This window comes from Caulobacter sp. GW821-FHT12D05, from assembly GCF_058807295.1.
In genome coordinates this window covers 515,292-536,173 of sequence record NZ_JBXAQO010000004.1, presented here as the reverse complement: position 1 = coordinate 536,173, position 20,882 = coordinate 515,292, and the positions used below count along the sequence as shown (strand labels likewise).

The window sequence follows — 20,882 nt, the reverse complement described above, 5'->3', positions numbered from 1 at the left end:
AGCCCCGTTCCGTAAACAGCGATTTACCAAACTTGAGGATGCCCGCATGGCCGATCTCGACACCGCCTGGACTCGCCTGGAAGACGCCGCCAAGGCCGCCGGGGAGAAGCGCATCGTCGAGTTCTTCGACAGCGAGCCGGGACGCCTCGACGCGCTGACCCTGGATGTCGCCGGCTTGCATCTCGACCTGTCCAAGCAGAGCTGGGACGAAGCCGGCCTGGAAGCCGCGCTCGACCTGGCCCATGCTGCCGACGTCGAAGGCGCCCGGGCCCGCATGTTCGGCGGCGAGGCGATCAATTCGTCCGAAGGCCGCGCCGTGCTGCACACCGCGCTGCGCGCGCCCGCCGACGCCGATTTCAAGGCCCTGGGCCAGCCGGTGATGGCCGATGTCGACGCTGTCCGCCAGCGGATGAAGGCCTTCGCCGACGCCGTCCGTTCGGGCCAGATCAAGGGCGCGACCGGCAAGCCGTTCAAGGCCATCCTGCACATCGGCATCGGCGGCAGCGACCTTGGCCCCCGCCTGCTGTGGGACGCCCTGCGGCCGGTGAAGACCCAGATCGACCTGCGTTTCATCGCAAACGTGGACGGCGCCGAGTTCGCCCTGACCACGGCCGACATGGACCCGGAAGAGACCCTGGTCATCGTCGTGTCCAAGACCTTCACGACGCAAGAGACCCTGGCCAATGCCGGCGCCGCCCGCGCCTGGCTGGTCGAGGCCTTGGGCGAGACCGGCGCGAACCAGCACCTGGCCGCCATCTCGACGGCGCTCGACAAGACCGCTGCCTTCGGCGTGCCGGACGACCGGGTGTTCGGCTTCTGGGACTGGGTCGGTGGTCGTTATTCCCTGTGGTCCTCCGTCAGTCTCTCCGTGGCCGTCGCTGCGGGCTGGGACGCCTTCCAGGGCTTCCTGGACGGCGGCGCGGCCATGGACGAGCACTTCCGCACCGCGTCGCTGGAGAAGAACGCGCCGGTGCTGGTCGCCCTGGCCCAGATCTTCAACCGCAATGGCCTGGACCGTCGCGCCCGCTCGGTCGTTCCGTACTCGCACCGCCTGCGCCGCCTGGCCTCGTTCCTCCAGCAGCTGGAGATGGAGAGCAACGGCAAGTCGGTCGGTCCGAATGGTCAGCCGGCCCAACGCGGCACCGCCACCGTCGTGTTCGGCGACGAGGGCACCAACGTCCAGCACGCCTACTTCCAATGCATGCACCAGGGCACCGACATCACGCCGATGGAGCTGATCGGCGTCGCCCAGTCGGACGAAGGCCCGGCCGGGATGCACGAGAAACTGCTCTCCAACCTCCTCGCCCAGGCCGAGGCCTTCATGGTCGGCCGCACGACCGAAGATGTGGTCGCCGAGCTGAAAGCCAAGGGCGTCTCGGACGCCGAGATCGCGACCCTGGCGCCCCAGCGCACCTTCACCGGCAACCGCCCCTCGACCCTGGTGGTCCTGGAGCGCCTGACGCCCCGGACCTTCGGCGCCCTGATCGCCCTCTATGAGCACAAGACCTTCGTCGAAGGCGTGATCTGGGGGATCAACAGCTTCGACCAGTGGGGCGTCGAGCTGGGCAAGGTGATGGCCAACCGCATCCTGCCCGAACTGGAAAGCGGCGCGACGGGCCAGCATGACCCGTCGACCACGGCGCTCATTCAGCGGCTGAAGAAGTAGCCGCTAGAAGGTCTTCCGCACCCGCAGGCTCAGGAACGTCCGCGGGTTGATGTCGCGATCCTCGACGAAGGCCACGGCCCGGTTCGGGGCGCGATCGGCGAAGACCGTGCGGCGGATGGTGAAGTCGTCCCACAGGTTCAGCTGGGCGCGGATCGCCAGGGTCGGGGTCGGCTTGTACTCGGCGAAGGCCTCGTAATAGGCCGAGCCGCGCCAGACATTGGTCTGGTCGACGTCATAGGTGCCCTGGCCCAGCAGCGGCAGCCAGTTGATGCCCCACTGGGTCTTGTACTTCACCAGGTCCTGGGTGAAGCCGATATTGGCCTGGGTCGGACGAATGCCCGAGATCGGCCGGTCCTTGCCGGTCGTCGGGTCCTTCACGTGGGTCTCGTTCCAGTCGTTCTTGAACGTGAAGCGACCGCCCTTGATGCCGATCTTGTCGACCGGGATCACGATATTGACCGACAGCTTATCCAGGGTGGCGTCGCCGATATTGCCCGTCGCCGACAGGCCGCCCGGCAGCGGCAGGCGGTCGATCACGCCGATGATCTCGTCGTGGCGATAGCCGATCGAGACGATGCCCTCGCCCCAGAAGCGGCGCTCATAGCTGACTTCCGAGATCCAGCGCTGCTCGGGCTTCAGGTCGACATTGCCGCCATAGACATTGTTGTCCTCCAGGTCGGACGAGGCGGCGAAGTCGCCGAAGTCCAGCTGGCCCAGCTCGCGCTCGAAGCGGAAGCGGAACTGATTGTTGGCCTTGGGCGTCCAGGTCGCCTGGAAGCGCGGCTTGGCGTAGAAGAAGCTCTCCTTGTTGGACGCGTCGCCCGACTGCTTGATCGTCGAGGTTTCCAGGCGCAGGCCGCCCTCCAGGGTCAGCTTGGGATTGACCCGCCAGGTCGCCTTCGCAAACGCCTCGCCGCGCAGTTCCTCGACCTTCACCGACGCGCTCGGCAGGGGCACGGCCGCGCCGCCGACGCTGTAGGCCTGCTTCACATCGAGCATGTTGTAGGCGCCCTCGGCGCCCGCCTCGAGCGTCAGGGCCTTGGAGAACTCGTGGCGCACCAGGCCGCGCACGATCGACTCGGACGAGTCGCCGTCGGCCACGAAGCGCTGTTGGGCGTCCTTGACCCCCGCCAGCGTCTGGTCGCTGGTCGAGACGTTGTCGAAGTTCTCGAAGCTGTGGATGGCGCGGGTTTCCAGGTTCCATTTCGGGGCCAGCGGCCGGGTGTAGGTCAGACCCAGCTCGCCCGAATGGCTTTCCTCGGCATAGGCGCTGCGGCGGAAGGCGACGGGGGAGGAGAGCTCCTGCCATTCCTGCCAGTCGTTGACGCCGTAGCGGGCCGTGGCCTCCAGCTTGCCGCCGGCGACCGGGCCGGAGAAGTTGCCGCGGATCGAGCGTCCGCCGCCCCAGCCGTCATTGATGAAGGCCTCGTCGCGGATCAGCTTGCCGCTGCCGTCGTGGCGCACGTTGCGGCCCACGCCGTTGCTGTCGCTGGTCGAGGTGCCGTCGCTGAGCGTCACGCCCCAGCTCTTGTCGCCGTTGGTGGCGGTGAACTGGTAGCTGCCGCCATAGACGTCGTGGCCGCCGTCGAAATGCATCGAGTTCAGCGTCAGGATCTGCTGATGGCTGACGCCCTTCTTCAGCACCACGTTCACGACGACCGCGTAGCCCTGCATGTCGACGCCCGGGACGCCGCCACGGATCAGCTCGATATGGTCGACGCGGTCGGCCGGGGTGCGCCCCAGCACGTTGGAGCCGGTGTCGTTCTTGGAGGCCGGGCGGCTGCCGTTGATCAGGATGTTGCCCACCGCGCCCTCGAAGCCGCGCGCGCCCGAACCGTCGTCCACGTCGAAGCCCGGCACCCGGTCGACCATGTCCAGCGCCGTGTTCGGACGCTGGGCGGCGAAGAACTCCGGCTGGAACACCAGCAGGCCGGTCGCGGCCGGCGCGGCCACCGGCGGCGCGGCGATCTGTTCGGCGGTCTGGGCGGTCTCGCCAGCCAAAGTCTCACCGGCATGAGCCGTACCTGCGAGCAGCAGCATCGTGGCCGACGTGGCCAGCAGAATGGACTTGGTCATCACTGTTTCCCCTCAGTGACGAAAGGTCTGGACGCCGGGCCCGTTCATCTCAAGTTACAAGCCGGAAATGTAGGTTACTTCGATGTCAGATTACATCGGGTTCATCTGTTGACGCTGTCGCGACTGCTGGGCTTTGTGGATAAGTCTGGGCTCAAAGCGGGTTTGACTTAACAATTGGTGTATAGGCGCGGCGGGCTCAGTCTTCGTTCGCTGGCGGTTCGTGCTCTGGCGGGACGGGTGGCAGTTCGGCCAGACGCGCGCGCAGTTCCAGCACCTGTTGGTGTTCCAATCGCCGAACGATCTCCAGTCGCAGCTTGACCTTCTCGGCGAGCATGGCCGTGAGGGTGCTGTCGGGCTTGGCGGCGCCGGCGATGGCCGAGGCGGTGGAGGGCTGGCGCGGCGGTTTGTGCTTGGACATGGTGGATCTCCTGTCGGGGTGGTGAAGGCGCAAGGCGACGGTCTTCCGCCGGGAAAGCCGGCGGGCTGGGGAGGCGGCGAAGCGACCGGGTGACGCCCGGTGAAGGATAGGGAGTGGACCGTTTCGACGTGACCCGGGCGCTCCGCGCGGTCGTCGATGCGAAAGCCTTCGAGGCGCGGGGTCTTAACCCGCTCCCGATGAGAGGCCTTCGGCGGGCGGGAAGGGGGCGACCCCTCCCGGACCGCGCGGGCGATTTCAGCCCGCGCCTGGCGCGCCGACCGGAACCTTCACCGCCAGGGCTTCGTCCCGATGTTTCAGGGAACCTGCCACTGGATCCGTCGCGAAGGCGTCTCCGAGGAGACCCCGGCCAGCGCTACCCGCTCGACCGCCCCACACCGCCCGTCAGGTCGCCAGCTGGACGGCCTCCCCTGCGGTGGGGCGAGGAGAAGTATGGGGGCGGTGGTGAGCGCGGATCATTCAGGGGCGTGTAAAAGTGAGAAGGCGTTGATTTCGCTGGGTTCGGCGCCGCGAATTCCGAGGATAGAGGCGGCCGTATCCCCGTCAAAGACCCTCCCCCTAGCGGGGGAGGCGGCGCGAAGCGCCGGAGGGGGAAGTCCCGCCGAGCCTGCCTCTTCCCCCCCTCCGTCGTCGCTACGCGCCGACACCTCCCCCGCTAGGGGGGGGTCTGGGTGCGCATCCACGCCGCGACCCCACTCACCGTCATTCCCGCCCTTGTGGCGGGAACCCCTGGTTCAGCTGACACGTGAGACGCAAGCGGCCCTCCGCACCTGCGACGGCCAGAGGGGTTCCCGCCACAAGGGCGGGAATGACGGAAGAAAAGGGAAAAGCCCGCGCCATCCCCACCGCCGCCCGACCGCCCAACGGTCGGCGCGCGCCTTAAATCTCTTGGAGGCTGCAGCGTGCAGGGCTGATCAGGTCAGTCAAGGACGACGCTCCGCGTCGCCGCGCGGCGGCCGCCCGGAGGGCGGTCCTTGAGTGACCTGATCAGCCCTGCGATCCTCTCGCTGTGAGATTTAAGGGCTAGTGCTGCGTTGCGCTTCGTTCAGTCCAGCCGAGGCGATCTAAGGTTGAGAACGCTAACTCGATCTGCTCTCGCGAGAACGACTTTTTACGGTCATTCCAGCGATGCGTAAGCTCAAGAGCTTCCGTCGCAGTCGAAGCATTTTCCTGAGTAACGACCCAATGGACCGTGGCCAATAGTTCCAGTCCGAAGGGGGTCTCGAAGCCATTGACCAATCGTGCAACGTCGTCAAAGCGGTTTTTCGCCTCGGCGTCGCTAGTAAGGAATACCTCTGCGTCGCCAACAGCTCCTGGCACAAGTTCGAGGCGCTTGTTGGGTTGATCGCCGCCGTCGGCATAGCCAGTGACCAAGTGACCTTCCACTTGTCGCAACACATGCCGAAGGTTTTCGGCGTATGGGCCAAACTGAGCTTTAGCGAAACGCAGCTGCAGTGGCTGTCCAGCTGCCTGCATGAAGTACATGAGCTTATGTACCTCAATCAGAGTTACGAACGGGTCCAGAAGGCCGCTGAGATAGCGATGCATCAGGACTACCAGCGCTGCTCTACCGGCAGACATTTTAGGAACGTCTTGAGTCCGGGCCATGACCTTAGGGTCTGGCGTGCCGCCAGGGTTGAATATGATCACCCTAACGTTCTCTAGATCGCCTAGCGCGGCAACAATTCGAGGCTTTACGTCTGCCCAATCCAGACCACCGAGGCCTGCGCCCAGCGGCGGTATCGCAATGGAGCGGATGCCTTCATCGACAACGATACGACGAAGATCACTAAGCCCGGCCTCAATATCGGAAAGGCGACTTTTGCCCTTCCAGTGGCGCTTGGTCGGGAAGTTGATGATGTAGCGGGGGTTGGTGAGGTAGCCCGTCTTGAACACAAACATGCGCCCAGGCTCTACCTGGCCCAGCGTGCACGCTTCGGCATAGGCATCAAAATTAGCAGGGTAGGCATTTTTGAACTGCAACGCGATGCCGCGTCCCATTATGCCCACGCAATTTACTGTGTTGACGATCGCTTCTGCATCGATGCGCAGAACGTCGCCGTGGCCTTCCTCGATCATACCGATCCCTCAGTAGTACCAGTCTGGCCTGATTTCCACCGCTGGTCGATGGTCGGCGTTATGCAAGATATCGGCCACTTGCTGTGCAACTCGTTGGCTGTGGACGCCGATTTTGGAAATCCGCGTCCAGGGAAAGGCGCGTTGAACGAGAAACTCGGCTTGCTTCCGCTCTTTGATATCCGGGTCCCAAAACTGTCTCGATTGCACGGCGTCCCAGCTGATTTCGTCAAAGGCGTTCGAGCCGGTACGAAATTCTGCGTAAGCGGTACCTGCATTGGACAGGGAAACAGCCCAGCGTCGACCACGAGCGTCTGCCGCAGTGACAATCTCGGCAAGATCTACCTCCAGATGCACAATTGGCTCCTGTCCTCCTCGGTAGGTGAGGCCAGGGTTATTCGCGCAGTGAATCACATAGAGCATTACGGATCTAGAACAAAAGTAGAACGGAACGTATCCGCCGACCATATCTCCCGGCCAACATTTGACCGGAAAGTTCAACCTGTTGCGCTTGATATGATCCATGCCAATGGTGGTGCCAGGCAATTGCCGAGCTATCGCCTCCGAGTGGCTCCACAGGGCACCGTCCGCCACGATCGAAGCCAATCGGTCGACGTGAACAATGTGGTAGATTTTCTGACCAACAGGGTGGGGCATGGCCTCAGTCTAGCTTACGTGCAAACAACTATATGTCTTGTCGTGTAGCCGCATCCAAGCCTCCCCCTTCCCCTCTTCCACCCTATCCGCTACACCCCGCCCCGATGACCCGCCTGCCGCACCACCACGGCTGCCACCACCATCCGACCTCGCCTCGCGGGATCGGCCGGGTCCGTTCGCTCTAAAGCCAGCGACCCTGCCAGAGCCCCGCCTAGCGGATGGGGCTTAAGCGCAAGCGCCATCCGTCGAAGCCTTGAAGATTCAGGACCGACGAATGACCGACGATACTTCTCCCGACACGACCCAGGACTTCCGCCCCGAAGCCCGCGCCCCGCGCGGCTTCGCCGACAAGCGCGCCCGCGACCTGCGGGCCGAGCGGGCGATCCTGGAGGCGGTGTCGGCGGTCTATGAGCGCTACGGCTTCGAGGCCCTGGACACCGGGGCGTTCGAATATGCCGACGCCCTGGGCAAGTTCCTGCCCGACAGCGACCGGCCCAACGAGGGCGTGTTCGCGCTGCAGGACGACGACGACCAGTGGATGGCGCTGCGCTACGACCTGACCGCGCCGCTGGCCCGGTTCGCGGCGCAGAACTGGGAGACCCTGCCCAAGCCGTTCCGCCGCTACGCCTTCGGGCCGGTGTGGCGCAACGAGAAGCCGGGGCCGGGGCGCTTCCGTCAGTTCATCCAGTGCGACGCCGACACGGTGGGCTCGGCCCGTCCGGAGGCCGACGCCGAGATCATCGCCATGGCGGTCGAGGGGCTGGAGGCGGCCGGCCTGCCGCGCGGCGCGGCGGTGCTGAAGATCAACAATCGCAAGCTGCTGAACGGCCTCTTGACCTCCGCCGGGGCCGAGAACGCCGGCCAGAAGCTGGCCGTGCTGCGCGCGGTCGACAAGCTGGATCGCCTGGGCGTCGAGGGCGTCCGGCTGCTGCTGGGCGAAGGCCGCCTGGACGAGAGCGGCGACTTCACCAAGGGCGCGGGTCTCAAGGGCAAGGCGATCGACTCGGTGCTGGACTTCGTGTCGGCCGGGGCCGGTGGCCGCGCCGCGACGCTGGACAACATCGCCAAGGTGATCGGCGGCTCGGCCGAGGGCGACGAGGGCTTGTTGGAGCTGTCGCGGATCGACGCGGCGCTGACCAGCCTGGGCATCGCCGACGACCAGGCCTTCATCGATCCGTCGATCGTCCGGGGGCTGGAATACTACACCGGCGCGGTGTTCGAGGCCGAGTTGCTGCTGTCGACCACGGACGAGAAGGGGAACAAGGTCTCGTTCGGCTCGATCGGCGGCGGCGGTCGTTATGACGACCTGGTGGCGCGGTTCACCGGCACCGCGACGCCGGCCACGGGCTTCTCGTTCGGCGTCACCCGCCTGGCGGCGGCGCTGCGGGCGGCCGGACGTGAGCCCGGCGGCGTGGCGCGCGGGCCGGTGGTGGTGATCACCTTCGACCAGGCGCACATGCCGGAATACTTCTCCGTGGTCGGACAGCTGCGGGCGGCGGGCATTCCGGCCGAGGTCTATTTGGGCACGTCGGGCATGAAGCCGCAGATGAAATATGCCGATCGCCGGGGCGCGCCGGCCGTCGTCATGCTGGGCGGGGACGAGATCGCCGCCGGCACGGTGACGATCAAGGACCTGGACGCGGGCCGCATGGCCGCCGAAGGGGTGACCGACAACGCCGCCTGGAAGGCCGAGCGGCCCGGCCAGCAGACCATCCCGCGCGACCAGCTGGTCGCGGCGGTTCGCAAGATCATCGGGGGCTAATCACTTGAGGCTCGAGCGTTCCATTCCGGCGGAGGCGCTCGACGCCATCCGCGCTCCCTTGCTGGCGGCCGGCGCCTTGGCGACCGATGCGCCGGTGCTGCAGCCCCTGGGCCTGCTGCTCGACCTGACCGGCGAGGCCATGCGCTCGCGGCTGTTCGTCGTCTCCGGCGACGGCGGCGAGGAAGCAGCCCTGCGGCCCGACTTCACCGTGGCCGTGGCGCGGCAGCACTTTTCGAATGGCGGCGGGGCGGGGCGCTACCGCTACGAAGGCAAGGCCTTCCGCGTCGCGCCGCGTGGTTCTGACCGCGCCGAGGAGTTCCTGCAGCTGGGCGTCGAGGCCTTCGAGGCCGGCGACCCCGTGGCCGCCGACGCCGAGATCGCCGCCCTGGCCTGGGCCGCCTCGGCCGCTGGCGGGCGTGAGGACCTCTCCCTGATCCTGGGCGACGTCTCGCTGTTCGCGGCCTTCGTCGACAGCCTGGAGCTGGCGCCGCCCCTGGCCGCCCGCCTGAAGCGCGCCTTCGCCAAGCCGCGCCAGCTGAAGGCCGAGCTGGACGGCGACGTCGCCGCGCCCACGGCGGAACAGTCGCGGATCGCCTCGCTGCTGGCCGGCCTTCCGGAGTCGGAAGCCTCCGCCGTGCTGCAGGAGCTGTGGTCCCTGGCCGGCATCGAGCCCGTCGGCGGCCGCCGTCCGGCCGAGATCGCCCACCGCCTGGTCGAACGGGCCGAAGCCGCCAAGGCCGGTCGTCTGGATCCGGAGCAAGCCGCCAAGGTCCGCGCCTTCCTGGCCGTATCGGATCGTCCGGACGCGGCGCTGGACGCCATCGCGTCCCTGGCGGGACCCAACAACACCGCCCTGAAAGCCGCCGTTGCCGGCTGGCGCGCGCGCCTGTCGGGCATGGCCGAGCGCGGCGTGCCGCTGGAGAAGGCGACCCTGGCCGCGGCCTTCGGCCGGGCCTTCGGCTATTACGACGGCTACCTGTTCGAGGTCCGCTCGGCCGCCCTGGGCGACGAGCGGCCCGTCGCCGCCGGCGGTCGCTACGACGGCCTGCCCTCCAAGCTGGGGGCTGCCACCAACACCGGCGCCGTGGGCTTCATGATCCGCCCGGCGCGCGCCTATGCGGGAGGCGGCGAATGAGCGCCCAACCGATGATCTTCGCCATCCCCTCCAAGGGCCGCCTGAAGGAGCAGGTCGAGGCCTGGCTGGCCGAGTGCGGCTTCAAGCTGGAAATGACCGGCGGCGCGCGCGGCTACTCGGCCGAGCTGGCCGGCCTGCCGGGCGTCTCGGTGCGGCTGCTGTCGGCGGGCGACATCGCCGCCGGCCTCGACAGCGGCGACCTGCACCTTGGTGTCACGGGCGAGGACCTGCTGCGCGAGCGCGGCGACGACATGGACAGCCGGGTCATGCTGCTACGGGCCCTGGGCTTTGGCCGCGCGGATCTCGTCGTGACCGCGCCCAAGAACTGGCTGGACGTGGATACGATGGCCGATGTCGACGAGGTCGGGCACCTGCATCTGGCCAAGACTGGCCGCCGTCTGCGGGTGGCCACCAAGTACGTCACCCAGACCCGCGCCTTCTTCGCCCGCCACGGCGTCGCCGACTACCGCATCGTCGAGAGCAGCGGCGCCACCGAAGGCGCGCCCGCGGCGGGCGCAGCGGAGCTGGTGGTCGACATCACCACGACCGGCGCGACCCTGGCCGCCAACGGCCTGAAGATCCTGTCGGACGGCGTGATCCTGAAGAGCCAGGCCCAGCTGACCGCCTCGCTGATCGCGACCTGGTCGGCCGAGCAGCGCGGCGCCCTGCAGCGCATGCTGTCGGTGGTCGAGGCCAAGGGGCGGGCCGGCAAGCTGGCGACCCTGGTCTGGCCGGCCGAACAGGACGCGGCGGGGCAGTCGGCCGTGGCGGCCTTCGTCGCCAAGGGCGGCTCGCGCCGGGCCAATGGCGCCCTGCTGGCGACCGGCGACCTGTTCGACGCCGCCGCCGCCCTGGCCGCCGCCGGAGTCGAGCCGGTCACCGTCTCGCGCCCGGACTATGTGTTCGAGTCGCGCTCGGCCGTGCTGGATCGTTTCGTCCGGACCCTGGAGGGCGCCGCTCAAAAGTAAGTTTTGACATATCTGTCAAATATGGATGCGGAATCGGGGCGTATCTTCGACTTTCGCGTCCAAACTACGCCTCACGCGTCAAAAATTCGTCCAAACCTTTGCGAAAAAGGGATTTGCCGCGTTGACACCGTCATGAATTTGACGTTTCTAGACACTGCAAGAGCGAAACGAGCCCAAAGAGAGCTCCCGTTCTTCGGCGTTTCGGGGAGGAAACGCCCGCCTAGATCGAATGATCGAGAAAATAGCCAGCCCGTCGCGATTATCCCCCGCGGCGGGTTTGGTGTATCTGGGCTACAGCACAGTTTTTTGACGATTGAGTCAAAATAAGCCGCGCGGGCTGGAAGCGCTTCCAGAACGTCCGGTGTTCGACCCGGCTGAGGGCCTATCGTTCGGCCGGCCTGATCAGCGCATAACAATCGCTCGGCCCCGCGACCTCGCCCAACTGCGGCCGCGTCTCCCAATTGGCCAGCCGAGCCTCAAGGCTTAGGCCCGCCTTGCGCAGCACGCCGGCCGAGGCGGCATTGTCCGGGTGGCAGGTCGCCCAGACCCGGAAGATCCCCGGCTGGGCGATCGCCCAGTCGACCACGGCGCGGGCGGCCTCGCCGGCGAAACCCCGGCCCCAGAACGCTTCCCCGAAGATGTAGCCGAAGTCGGCCTTGGGCGGCGCCAGGCGCAGCTCGATCACGCCCATCAGCGTCCCGGACGCCTGGTCCGTGACCGCCCACGGAAACGCCGCGCCCGACGTCCAGCAGGCCTCGCACCGTTGGGCGAAGGCCAGGCTGTCGGCGACGTCGCGGTGGGTGTCGAAGGTCATGAACCGCGTTGGCGCGGGCAGGCCGGCATAGGTCTGGAAGATCGCCTCGGCGTCCGTCCGCCGGACCGGCCGCAGGCGCAGCCGTTCGGTGAGGATGTCTTCCGGCGGCCGCATCAGCGCTTCTCCAGCCGGCCGTGGCCCGTCCGGGCGTCGATCACGACATCATAGGGCTGCCGGACGCCCTCCTTCTGGGCGATCAGCCGCCACTGCCGGTTGGCGAGCTTGGGCTCGAAGGCCCAGGCCTCGCTGCCGGCGTTCTGGAGCGTCTGGCTGGCGATAAAGGCGACCTCGTCCTCGGTGACATCGCGGACCCGCACCTGCCAGGCGAAGGCGGGCGCGGGCAGGGCGGCCCAGCCGATGACGTTGCAAAGCGGCATGTAATCGCAGCGGCTGGCTTCGAGCACGGTCGCCGGGATGGCGGGCAGGGTCAGCCACAGCACCATGGCCATCAGTTTCCGGCGCCGCAGGCACAGTCCGGCCATGATCAGCGCCACGATCGCGCAGGCCACGGTGATCGCCGACAGGACGGCCCACATGTCCACGATCGTGCCGTCGACCAGCATATAGCGGAGGTATTCGGCGCACCCCAGGGCGCCCAGGATCCCTTTCAAGGCAAAGAAGGCCGCTACGAGATAGAAGACGCCGAGGCCCAGCGCCTTTGCCGCCTTTCCTATCATCGTGTCGCCTCCCGACCCCGGCGTCCATGTTCTCCACGCCCACTCAACCGTCAAGCGGGCGACTCGCCCTCAGGTGGCATGAAGTCTGCAGGGTTAATTCCGGAACGCCTTCCGGCGCACCGCGAGGACAACCGAATGATCCGTTTGGCGAACTCCAGCATGCTGCTGTCATCCCTGCTGGGCCTTGGCCGGCAAGGCGGGGCCGGGGACGATGCCGCCAATCTGGTGAGAATGGCGGCCACGCGAGCGGACCAGGCGCTCAAGGCGGCGCCGGCCAAAACAGCCGAGCTCCCGGCAAAAACCGCCACGCAGCGGCCGGCGGTGACCGTGTCGCTGAGCCGGATGGCCCAGGCCGCGCAGGCGGCCCAGATCGCTAGTGCCGCCCAAGCCGCCCCAGCCCCTCAAGCGCAGCCGGCCGCCGCGCCGGAGCCGAGGGCCGAAGCCGCGCCCAAGGCCGAGCCCGATCGTCCCGCGCCGCCGCCGGAGACCAAGGGCGGACCGCCGCGCACGGCGAACGGCAGCTACTTCACCGATGACGAGCAGAGGAAGCTGGAAGCGGTCGTCGATTTCGCCGACGCCCAGCATCAGGACCTCGTCCGCTTCTATCGCGAGGGAGCCGCGCCCAGCGAGAACGTGTCGGCCATGACCCCGGCCCAGGCGCGGCGCCGCCTGGATGATCTCTCGGTCCTCAAGCGGTTCGAAGAGGTGCGCGTTCAAATCGGCGACCCCAGCCTGGCGCCGCCGCACATCTTCTCCATCGCGGCCAACAACGGCGAGATCACCGAGTCGATGGACACCTATATGGGCTGGCTCAAGGATCGCGCCGCTCAGAGCCAGACGCCGGCGACGGCGACCTCGGGCCTGAACATCCGGGTGTAGGGGCGGATCGACATCCAGCCTTGAGTGACCCGAAGTCCACCGACTACCCCGCTTTCGCGGGGATAGTCGGTGAGAAAGAAGCTTGTTGATCCGGCCCAAAAGGCCGTCCGAGGCGGCTTTGCCTCAGGCCGAGATGTTGACCAGCGTGCCGGTCAGCTCGCCCGTGGTCTGGGCCAGGGCCGCGCCGGCCGAGGCGGTCGCCTTGGCGTTGGTCTGGGCGACGGCCAGCTGGGTCAGGTCGACGATGGGAGCCGGGGCCGGCGCCGCGCCCGTGGACTGGGGCGGGGTGTAGGGGACGGCGTTGGACGCGGAGACCTGCACTGGGCGTTCCTCGAAAGGGAATTCGCCCGCAATCTGAGTCCAAAGCCTTAAGCGGGTCTGAGCAAACGTGGTTAAGGCGCGGCCCGGTCCAGCAGCGCGTCGATCTCACGCAGGACGATATTGGGGTGCGAGTTGAAGACGTCGTGGTCGGCGCGGTCGATCTCCACGATCCGGGCGGCCGGATGGGCGGCGCGGTAACGACCAATCTGCTCGCGCCGCCATGTCAGCATCAGCGCTTCGTCGGCGCGCTGGGCGGGCGTCAGGTCCGGCGCGGGCGTGGGGATGGCGAAGACGGCCAGGGTCGCTTTTTCCAGCTTCAGGGCGTCCAGCACCTCGACGTCGTCCCGGGTCAGGCGGGCCAGGGTGTGGGCCTCGGGATTGAGGGGCGGCTTGTCCGATTGGCCAAGGCCTCGGCGCGTGACGGCGAAGACCCGATGGCGGGCGGCCAGGCGCGGGGCGAAGGCGTCGAAGTCGTGGGCGGCGGCGGGGAGCGCGCTCGTCAGAAACGCGACGGCCAATACGATCCAGCGCAACACGACCTCCCCCAAACCGGCGAGCTCGGATCAAACATGGGTCCGCGTGAAAGCCAAGGAGCGTGAGGCGCGCCACAATCTCACCTTAAGGTAGCGCTTGATTGCAAGCGTCACCGGGGAGGGAGCGACATGAAGAAGGCTGACATCCTGGTCTTGATCGGGGCGATGACGCTGGCTGCGCCGGCGGTCGCCCAATCGCTTTCGACCCCGGCTGTTTCAAACGCCGACTTCGAGGCCGGCGCGGCAGGCCAGCCGCCGCCGGGCTGGGGGTTTCCGTCCTCGGCGGGCGCGGCGGGGTATCACGCCGAGATCAGCAACGCTGGGCCGCATGCCGGCAAGCAGGCCGCGCGGCTCTGGCGCGACAAGGCGGTGGCCAAGCCTCCCGGCGCCTTTGGCGCGCTGTCCCAGAAGCTCGACGCCACCGCGTTGCGTGGCCACCGGATCCGCTACAGCGCCGCCGTGCGGGTCGACGATCGCGGCAGTCAGGTCGGGCTGTGGCTGCGGGTGGACGGGACGGACGGCAAGCCGGCCTTCTTCGACAACATGGGCGATCGGCCGATCACCGCGTCCGGCTGGGCGGTCTACACGATCGAGGCCTATGTCCCGCAGGAGGCGTCGAGCCTGTTGCTGGGCTTGCTGGCGGGCGGCGACGCGGACGCCTGGATCGACGACGTCCGGCTGGAGGATCTAGGCCCCGCCGACGGCGCGCCGACGGGCGAGGCCAAGGCCTATCTGGATCGCGCCCTGGACCTGCTCGAGAAGGGCCACATCAACAGCGCCACGGCCGACTGGCCCGCTCTGCGCGCCGAGGCCTACAAGCAAGCCGCCGGGGCGTCGACGCCGGGCCAGACTCACAAGGCCATCCGCGCGGTGATCGCTCGCCTGGGCGAACGCCACACCTTTCTGCGGCCGCCGACCGGGGCGGGGACGTCGGCGAGACCTTCCGAAGCGCCGGCTGCGCCGGTCGCGCCGCTGCCCGTCGGGCGGATGGAAGGGCAGGTCGCGGTCGTGGCCCTGCCGCGTCTGTCGCGCGACATCACCAACCCCAAGGACGACGGCGCGCCCTACCAGGCGGCGATCACGAACTTCCTGAAGACGGCGAACGACGCCAAGGCCTGCGGCTGGATCGTCGACCTGCGGGGTCATGGCGGCGGCGACATGTGGCCGGGCATGCGCGGCCTGGCGCCGCTGCTGGGCGAGGGGCCGTCCGGCGCCTTCGTGAGTAAGTCGGGGCGCAAGGCCTGGCCGGCGACTAGCGTCGAGGTCCGCCAGAGCCTCAGCCGCCCCGACGCGCCGGTCGCCGTCCTGCTGGGGCCACGCACCGCCAGCGCCGGCGAAATGATCGCCATCGGTTTCGTGGGCCGCCCCCTGGCGCGCTCGTTCGGGCAGCCGACGGCGGGCCTGACCACGGCCAATAGCGCGATCCCGCTGTCGGACGGCGCGGTGCTGGCTCTGACCAACGCCTATGTCGAGGACCGCCTGGGCCACCGCTACGAAGGCCCGATGCAGCCCGACGAGATCGTGGCGCCCGACGGGGCCGAGGCGGCGGCGACGGCCTGGCTGGCGACGCAGGGCTGCCGCTAGGCGTCCGGAGCGGCCAGGCTCAGCGTCTCGATGATCTGGAAGGCGTAGGTCGAGCCGACCGGCGGCTTGATGTCGTCGGTCCACGGCGGTGATGGCGCGGCTGCGGCCCTTGACCTCCCGCACCCGGCTGGCGCCGTTCGCCCCGTTCGTCGTCCGAGGGCGACCTCTGGTCGAAATCGCGATCACGCTCGTCGCAGTGGAATTTCGCCGTTGCCGATCTCGTGGCTTTGCGGAGGACAGGCGGCCCCAACCGCCATCCCACACTCCCAGACACACGAGAGACAGAGAGGCGAACGTGGCCAACATTACTGGCGCCGACGGCAACGACATCCTGACCGGCACGGCCGCCGGCGACACCATCAACGGCGGCAAGGGCAATGACACCCTGACCGGCCTGGAGGGCAATGACGCCCTCTATGGCGACGACGGCGCGGACGTCCTGGATGGCGGCGACGGCGACGACTATGTCTACGGCGGCGGCACGAACGACTCCGACACCTTCAGCGACACGCTCAAGGGCGGCGCGGGCTTCGACCGTCTGTACGGCGGCGTGGGCGACCATTTCGACGGCGGCGCGAACGGCGCCCAGGGCGACTACGCCTATCTGAACCTGACCAGCCTGACCTCGTCGGTGATCGTCGATCTGGGCGCGGCCGGCGTGCAGGCCCTGACCGGCGGCGGCAGCATCGTCAATGTCGAGCAGTTCGAGGTCTGGTCGGGCTCGGCCAGCGACCGCATCAAGGGCGGCGCGGGCGATGACAAGATCCACGCCGGGAACGGGCACGACACCATCAACGGCGGCGACGGCGCCGACTACATCTACGGCATGGCCGACAACGACACGATCCGCGGCGGCGCCGGCATCGACAATCTGCGCGGCGACGGCGGCCATGACCGCCTGATCGGCGGCGACGGCAATGACACCCTGGCCGGCGACCAGGACGCGGCCCTGGCGGCCGACGGCCAGGACCAGCTGGATGGCGGCGACGGCGCCGACTACCTCTACGGCCAGGGCGGCAACGACATTCTCATTGGCGGGGCCGGCAATGACGAGCTGTGGGGCGGCGCGGGCGCCGACCGCTTCGCCTTCTCCGGGGCCAACCAGGGCAATGACCTGATCCGCGACTTCGCCAAGGCCGAGGACCGTTTCGACCTGGACGGCAAGTCGTTCACCGCCGCCGCCAGCGACGGCAATGGCGGCACGAAGCTGACCTGGGACGGCGGGACGATCACGGTCGAGAAGGTCGCCCTGACCCTGGCCGAGGCCAATGGCCTGCTGACCAGCGGCGCCAACACCCTGGTGCGCCTGACCAACGCCTTCGACAACCTGCTGCGCTACGCCCCGGCCAATGACACCGACCGCGCCTATGTGCAGGGCCTGACCGACAAGGTCGTCGCCGGCCAGCTGACCGAGGCGGCCGCGCTGAAGACCCTGATCAACCTGGCCGACGCCACGGCCGCGGTGGCGACCACGTCCTACGCCTTCTTCACCGGCGGCACGCCGGGCGAAGGCGGCATGGATTATCTGCTGTCGCCGATCGGTCCCAACCCGAACAACCTCAACAGCGCCTACTACCAGACCTTCAACACCGAGAACCGCTACATCAATTTCGCGGTCAATCTGGGTCGCGACGGCGCGGGCAAGGCGGCGTTCCAGACCGAGTACGGCGCCAAGAGCCTGTTCGAGGCCACCCGCGCGGCCTATGCCGAGATCTTCGGGTCCACGCCCGACGACGCCAAGGTCCACGCCCTGATCGACACCCGCGTCGCCTACTTCACCAGCTATGGCCAGACCGAGATCGGGACCAAGGCGGCCATGGTCGGCTGGCTGCTGGCCGAGGCGATGAAGGCCGATGTCGGCCAGTACGCCGGCGCCAGCAACGCCTACTTCGCCGACCTGGCGGATGGCGCGTCGTTCGCCGTCGACCTGGTCGGCCAGTACGGCAAGCCTGAATACAACCTCTAACCCTCTCTGGCGGGAGTTCCTCCCCGACAGGGTTCTCTGGCCGTCCCCCGAAAACCGTGGGCCAGAGAAAAGGGCCGCCGGATCTCTCCGGCGGCCCTTCCTTTTGTCCGTGATCAGGTAGCGAAAACTACCAGATCTTCACGCGGTCGGCGGGCGCCACGTACAGCTTGTCGGTCGGCTTGACGTCGAAGGCCGAGTACCAGCCGTCCTGGTTCCGGATGGTGCCGTTGACGCGGTAGTACGACGGCGAGTGCGGATCGCTGGCGATCTGCTGCTTCAGCGCGTCGTCGCGCGACTTCTGGCGCCACACCTGGGCCCAGCCCAGATAGACGCGCTGGTCGCCGGTGAAGCCGTCCAGGACCGGCGAGGGCTTGCCCTGCAGCGAGACGTGATAGGCGTCCAGCGCGAAGGCCAGGCCCGACAGGTCGCCGATGTTCTCGCCCATGGTCAGGTCGCCGTTGACGTGCACGCCCGGGAAGGGCTCGAACGCCGAGTACTGGGCGCCCAGCTTGGCCTTCTGGACGTCGAACTTGGCGGCGTCTTCCGCCGTCCACCAGTCGCGCAGCACGCCGTCGCCGTCGGACTTGCGGCCCTGGTCGTCGAAGCCGTGGCCGATCTCGTGGCCGATCACGCCGCCGATGCCGCCGTAGTTGACGGCCGGATCCGCGTCCGGATGGAAGAACGGCGCCTGCAGGATGGCGGCCGGGAACACGATCTCGTTGTTGACCGAGTTGTAGTAGGCGTTGACCGTCTGCGGGGTCATGCCCCACTCGGACTTGTCGACCGGCTGGTTCAGGCGCTCGACGTCGTGGCGATAGTCCCAGGCGCCGGTGCGCATCAGGTTGCCGTAGGCGTCGGCTTCCTTGATCTCCAGCTTGGAGTAGTCACGCCACTTGTCGGGATAGCCGATCTTGACGGTGAACTTGGCCAGCTTGTCCTGCGCCTTGGCCTTGGTCTCCGGACCCATCCAGCCCGAGGCGTCGATGCGGGTCTTCAGGGTGGTGCGGATGTCGCCGACCAGCGAGACCATCTTGGCCTTGGAGTCCGGCGGGAAGTAGGCCGCGACATATTCCTTGCCGACCGCTTCGCCCAGCATGGTGTTGACCTGGGCGACGCCGCGCTTCCAGCGCGGGCGCTGCTCGGGCTGGCCCGACAGGGTCTTGTTGCGGAACTCGAAGCTGGCGTCGACGAAGCGCTTGGACAGCAGCGGGGCGGCGCTGTCGATGACCTTGAATGCCTGCCAGGCCTTCAGCGTCTCGACCGGGGTGTCGGCATAGATCTTCGCGTACTTGGGGAAGCTGGTGTTGGTCGTGACGATGAAACGGTCGACCTTCGGCAGCTCGGTGCCGACCAGATAGCGGTTCCAGTCGTAACCCGGGGTCAGGGCCTGCAGCTCGGCGAGGGTGGCCGGGTTGTAGGTCTTGTCGCGGTCGCGGCGTTCGACGCGGGTCCACGAGGCGTCGGCCAGCTTGGTCTCGAACTCGACGATGGCCTTGGCGTTCTCGGCCGGCTTTTCCCAGCCGCCCAGGGTCAGCATCTTCTCGACATAGGCCAGGTAGGCCGTCTTCTTGTCGGCGAACTTGGCGCTCAGATAGTAGTCGCGGTCGGGCAGCGAGAGGCCGCCGGTGCCGGCATAGACGGCGTAGGCCTGCGGGTTCTTGGCGTCGGTCTGAATGCCCAGGCTGATCAGGCTGGCATACGGCGTGACCGAGCTCTTGCCCATCAGGGCGGTGAACTCGTCCTTGGTCTTGACCTTCTTGACGCCGTCCAGCCACGGCTTGATCGGCGCGGCGTCCAGCTTCTCGATGGCGGCTTCGTTCATGAAGGCGCGGTAGGCGGCGCCGATCTTGGCCTTTTCGCCGGTCGCGGCCTTGTCGGCGGCGGCGCCTTCGATGATCGCCTTGGTGCGGGCTTCCGACAGCTCAGCCAGCTTGTCGAAGTTGCCGTAGCGGGTGCGGTCGGCCGGGATCACCGTCTTGGCGTCCCAGGTCCCGTTGGCGAACTTGTAGAAGTCGTCGCCCGGCTTGGCCGACGTATCCATGCCCGAGATGTCGAAACCCCAGGTCCCGTAGCGCGGGGACTCCAGCGAGGTGGCAGCGTCGGCGGCGGCCGCCACGCCTTGCGGCAGCAGCGATTGCACCGTGCACGCATCGTCGATGCATTGGTGTTGTTCGTGGGCCAGAGCCCCGAAGGCCGACATCGACAACGCGGCAGCAGCCGCGGCGCCGAACAAAACTCGTTTCATGGAAGTCGCATCCGTTGGTGTGAGCTGGCGGCAATCTGCACGGACGCGGAATTTTTGCTCCCTTAAAAAAAGTTCATGTAACCCATTTTTTGAAGGATCAGTGATGGTGCTCGCCGACGGGGGCGGCCTGTCCGTTGGGCGGGGCCAGCTGTACGGCCAGTTCGACCTGCACCTTGCGGCCGTTGTCGAAGACCAGCGTTACCGGAACTTTTTGCCCCTGGGCCTGGGCGGCCTTCAGGCTGATGAGCATCAGGTGATAGCCGCCGGGCGCGAAGGCGACCTGGCCGCCGGCGGGGATCACCACGCCGTTGTCCTGGCGGCGCATGCTCATCACGCCATTGGCGGTCGAGGACTGGTGGATCTCGACCTTGCCGGCGGCGGGGGTCTCGACGCTTTTCAGGGTCACCGGGGTCTTGCCGGCGTTGACGACGGTAAAGAAGCCGACGCCGTTCATGCCGGCCTGGGCCGGACGGCTCCACGGCTGGCGGATGGTCAGGGCGCCGAGCTTGTAGTCGCCAGCTTGAGCGGCGGTGGAAGCGGCGAGGATGGCCGTCAGGGCGATGGCGAACAGGCGCGACATGGGGCGCTCCTTTCTCAGTGGTGATGCGCGGGCGCGGCCGCGTCGGGAACGAGGGTGACGGTCGGGGCCGGGCGGTTCAGCTTGGCGTCCGGGGCTTCCGGGCGGGGGACTTCCGTCCACTGGCTCTCGCCCTTCTCGCAGGTCTGGACGATCGGGAAGACGAGTTTGTCGCCGGTGGCCGGCAGCTTCATGAGCACGGCGAAGTCGTCGAAGGCCTCGTCGGGCAGGCGGCCCTCGAAGGTGATGGCGGTCGGCGCGGCCTTCGGGTCGGCAGGCCGCTCGAGGCTGTAGGTCCAGCCGGGCTTCACCTGCGGCCGGGCCGAGGCGACGCCGTCGGGGATCTCGATGCGGACCTTCAGGGTCACATCGCCGGCCGCGCAGGCATGGCCGACGCGGAAGGCGATGGCCGAGTACGACCCGGCCTTGGCCGTGTCCGGAACGGCGACCACGTGGGCGGCGGCCGGGGTCGCAACGAGCGCCAGGAGGGCGATCAATGGGGCTTTCATC

At 67.7% G+C, this 20,882-nt stretch carries 18 protein-coding genes; 7 read left to right on the top strand and 11 right to left on the bottom strand.

Annotation, left to right across the window (positions count from 1 at the left end):
* The first annotated feature begins 46 nt into the window (after positions 1-46).
* Complete coding sequence (pgi, locus tag AC1RRR_RS20675) at positions 47-1,666, top strand: glucose-6-phosphate isomerase (RefSeq protein WP_492815751.1); 1,620 nt, start codon at positions 47-49, stop codon at positions 1,664-1,666.
* Between the two features lie 3 nt (positions 1,667-1,669).
* On the opposite strand, the gene AC1RRR_RS20670 is transcribed toward pgi, so the two are convergent.
* The 4 genes from AC1RRR_RS20670 to darT form a co-directional block, all read right to left on the bottom strand.
* Positions 1,670-3,745, bottom strand: coding sequence for a TonB-dependent receptor plug domain-containing protein (locus AC1RRR_RS20670; protein ID WP_492815750.1), 2,076 nt, complete (start codon positions 3,743-3,745; stop codon positions 1,670-1,672).
* A gap of 193 nt (positions 3,746-3,938) precedes the next feature.
* The gene (locus tag AC1RRR_RS20665) at positions 3,939-4,160 is read right to left on the bottom strand and encodes a hypothetical protein (protein WP_492815749.1); all 222 of its coding nucleotides are present in this window, start codon (positions 4,158-4,160) and stop codon (positions 3,939-3,941) included.
* 1,041 nt (positions 4,161-5,201) lie between these two features.
* A complete protein-coding gene (gene darG / locus AC1RRR_RS20660; RefSeq protein WP_492815748.1) occupies positions 5,202-6,257 on the bottom strand; it encodes a type II toxin-antitoxin system antitoxin DNA ADP-ribosyl glycohydrolase DarG in 1,056 nt (351 codons plus the stop codon).
* 9 nt (positions 6,258-6,266) lie between these two features.
* Positions 6,267-6,911: a type II toxin-antitoxin system toxin DNA ADP-ribosyl transferase DarT gene (gene darT / locus AC1RRR_RS20655; RefSeq protein WP_492815747.1), complete on the bottom strand. Its 645-nt coding sequence runs from the start codon at positions 6,909-6,911 to the stop codon at positions 6,267-6,269.
* Between the two features lie 274 nt (positions 6,912-7,185).
* On the opposite strand from darT, the gene hisS reads away from it, so the two are divergent.
* Genes hisS through hisG form a run of 3 tightly spaced genes read left to right on the top strand, consistent with a single transcriptional unit; the run spans position 7,186 to position 10,776 of the window.
* The gene (gene hisS, locus AC1RRR_RS20650; protein WP_492815746.1) at positions 7,186-8,673 is read left to right on the top strand and encodes a histidine--tRNA ligase; all 1,488 of its coding nucleotides are present in this window, start codon (positions 7,186-7,188) and stop codon (positions 8,671-8,673) included.
* Between the two features lie 4 nt (positions 8,674-8,677).
* Positions 8,678-9,808, top strand: a complete 1,131-nt coding sequence (locus AC1RRR_RS20645; protein ID WP_492815745.1) for an ATP phosphoribosyltransferase regulatory subunit — start codon at positions 8,678-8,680, stop codon at positions 9,806-9,808.
* Complete coding sequence (hisG, locus tag AC1RRR_RS20640) at positions 9,805-10,776, top strand: ATP phosphoribosyltransferase (protein WP_492815744.1); 972 nt, start codon at positions 9,805-9,807, stop codon at positions 10,774-10,776. Before AC1RRR_RS20645 ends, hisG begins: the two co-directional genes overlap by 4 nt.
* A gap of 382 nt (positions 10,777-11,158) precedes the next feature.
* On the opposite strand, the gene AC1RRR_RS20635 is transcribed toward hisG, so the two are convergent.
* Positions 11,159-11,704 (bottom strand): GNAT family N-acetyltransferase, encoded by a 546-nt coding sequence (locus AC1RRR_RS20635; RefSeq protein WP_492815743.1) that lies wholly within the window; start codon positions 11,702-11,704, stop codon positions 11,159-11,161.
* Positions 11,704-12,267 (bottom strand): hypothetical protein, encoded by a 564-nt coding sequence (locus tag AC1RRR_RS20630; RefSeq protein WP_492815742.1) that lies wholly within the window; start codon positions 12,265-12,267, stop codon positions 11,704-11,706. Before AC1RRR_RS20630 ends, AC1RRR_RS20635 begins: the two co-directional genes overlap by 1 nt.
* Positions 12,268-12,402: 135 nt before the next feature.
* Between AC1RRR_RS20630 and AC1RRR_RS20625 the strand changes: the two genes are divergently transcribed.
* Positions 12,403-13,146, top strand: a complete 744-nt coding sequence (locus tag AC1RRR_RS20625) for a hypothetical protein (RefSeq protein ID WP_492815741.1) — start codon at positions 12,403-12,405, stop codon at positions 13,144-13,146.
* A gap of 123 nt (positions 13,147-13,269) precedes the next feature.
* On the opposite strand, the gene AC1RRR_RS20620 is transcribed toward AC1RRR_RS20625, so the two are convergent.
* A complete protein-coding gene (locus tag AC1RRR_RS20620; RefSeq protein WP_492815740.1) occupies positions 13,270-13,467 on the bottom strand; it encodes a hypothetical protein in 198 nt (65 codons plus the stop codon).
* Between the two features lie 71 nt (positions 13,468-13,538).
* The gene (locus AC1RRR_RS20615; RefSeq protein WP_492815739.1) at positions 13,539-14,003 is read right to left on the bottom strand and encodes an alpha/beta fold hydrolase; all 465 of its coding nucleotides are present in this window, start codon (positions 14,001-14,003) and stop codon (positions 13,539-13,541) included.
* A gap of 126 nt (positions 14,004-14,129) precedes the next feature.
* Between AC1RRR_RS20615 and AC1RRR_RS20610 the strand changes: the two genes are divergently transcribed.
* The gene (locus tag AC1RRR_RS20610; RefSeq protein ID WP_492815738.1) at positions 14,130-15,584 is read left to right on the top strand and encodes a S41 family peptidase; all 1,455 of its coding nucleotides are present in this window, start codon (positions 14,130-14,132) and stop codon (positions 15,582-15,584) included.
* Positions 15,585-15,879: 295 nt separating this feature from the next.
* Positions 15,880-17,550, top strand: coding sequence for a hypothetical protein (locus tag AC1RRR_RS20605; protein ID WP_492815737.1), 1,671 nt, complete (start codon positions 15,880-15,882; stop codon positions 17,548-17,550).
* A 127-nt stretch (positions 17,551-17,677) separates the two neighbouring features.
* Here the strand turns inward: AC1RRR_RS20605 and AC1RRR_RS20600 are convergent, their stop codons facing one another.
* The 3 genes from AC1RRR_RS20600 to AC1RRR_RS20590 all read right to left on the bottom strand — a co-directional run bounded on the left by AC1RRR_RS20600 (position 17,678) and on the right by AC1RRR_RS20590 (position 20,881).
* The gene (locus AC1RRR_RS20600; RefSeq protein ID WP_492815736.1) at positions 17,678-19,795 is read right to left on the bottom strand and encodes a M13 family metallopeptidase; all 2,118 of its coding nucleotides are present in this window, start codon (positions 19,793-19,795) and stop codon (positions 17,678-17,680) included.
* Between the two features lie 97 nt (positions 19,796-19,892).
* The gene (locus tag AC1RRR_RS20595; RefSeq protein WP_492815735.1) at positions 19,893-20,375 is read right to left on the bottom strand and encodes a copper chaperone PCu(A)C; all 483 of its coding nucleotides are present in this window, start codon (positions 20,373-20,375) and stop codon (positions 19,893-19,895) included.
* Between the two features lie 14 nt (positions 20,376-20,389).
* Complete coding sequence (locus AC1RRR_RS20590) at positions 20,390-20,881, bottom strand: YcnI family copper-binding membrane protein (RefSeq protein WP_492815734.1); 492 nt, start codon at positions 20,879-20,881, stop codon at positions 20,390-20,392.
* Position 20,882 lies beyond the last annotated feature (1 nt).

What these genes read in the sequence shown, in the direction of transcription:
- AC1RRR_RS20590 (WP_492815734.1), bottom strand. Translation starts at nt 20,881, where the DNA reads ATGAAAGCCCCATTGATCGCCCTCCTGGCGCTCGTTGCGACCCCGGCC.
- AC1RRR_RS20610 (WP_492815738.1), top strand. Translation starts at nt 14,130, where the DNA reads ATGAAGAAGGCTGACATCCTGGTCTTGATCGGGGCGATGACGCTGGCT.
- AC1RRR_RS20600 (WP_492815736.1), bottom strand. Translation starts at nt 19,795, where the DNA reads ATGAAACGAGTTTTGTTCGGCGCCGCGGCTGCTGCCGCGTTGTCGATG.
- AC1RRR_RS20665 (WP_492815749.1), bottom strand. Translation starts at nt 4,160, where the DNA reads ATGTCCAAGCACAAACCGCCGCGCCAGCCCTCCACCGCCTCGGCCATC.
- darT (WP_492815747.1), bottom strand. Translation starts at nt 6,911, where the DNA reads ATGCCCCACCCTGTTGGTCAGAAAATCTACCACATTGTTCACGTCGAC.
- AC1RRR_RS20635 (WP_492815743.1), bottom strand. Translation starts at nt 11,704, where the DNA reads ATGCGGCCGCCGGAAGACATCCTCACCGAACGGCTGCGCCTGCGGCCG.
- darG (WP_492815748.1), bottom strand. Translation starts at nt 6,257, where the DNA reads ATGATCGAGGAAGGCCACGGCGACGTTCTGCGCATCGATGCAGAAGCG.
- AC1RRR_RS20625 (WP_492815741.1), top strand. Translation starts at nt 12,403, where the DNA reads ATGATCCGTTTGGCGAACTCCAGCATGCTGCTGTCATCCCTGCTGGGC.
- hisS (WP_492815746.1), top strand. Translation starts at nt 7,186, where the DNA reads ATGACCGACGATACTTCTCCCGACACGACCCAGGACTTCCGCCCCGAA.
- AC1RRR_RS20630 (WP_492815742.1), bottom strand. Translation starts at nt 12,267, where the DNA reads ATGATAGGAAAGGCGGCAAAGGCGCTGGGCCTCGGCGTCTTCTATCTC.
- hisG (WP_492815744.1), top strand. Translation starts at nt 9,805, where the DNA reads ATGAGCGCCCAACCGATGATCTTCGCCATCCCCTCCAAGGGCCGCCTG.
- AC1RRR_RS20595 (WP_492815735.1), bottom strand. Translation starts at nt 20,375, where the DNA reads ATGTCGCGCCTGTTCGCCATCGCCCTGACGGCCATCCTCGCCGCTTCC.
- pgi (WP_492815751.1), top strand. Translation starts at nt 47, where the DNA reads ATGGCCGATCTCGACACCGCCTGGACTCGCCTGGAAGACGCCGCCAAG.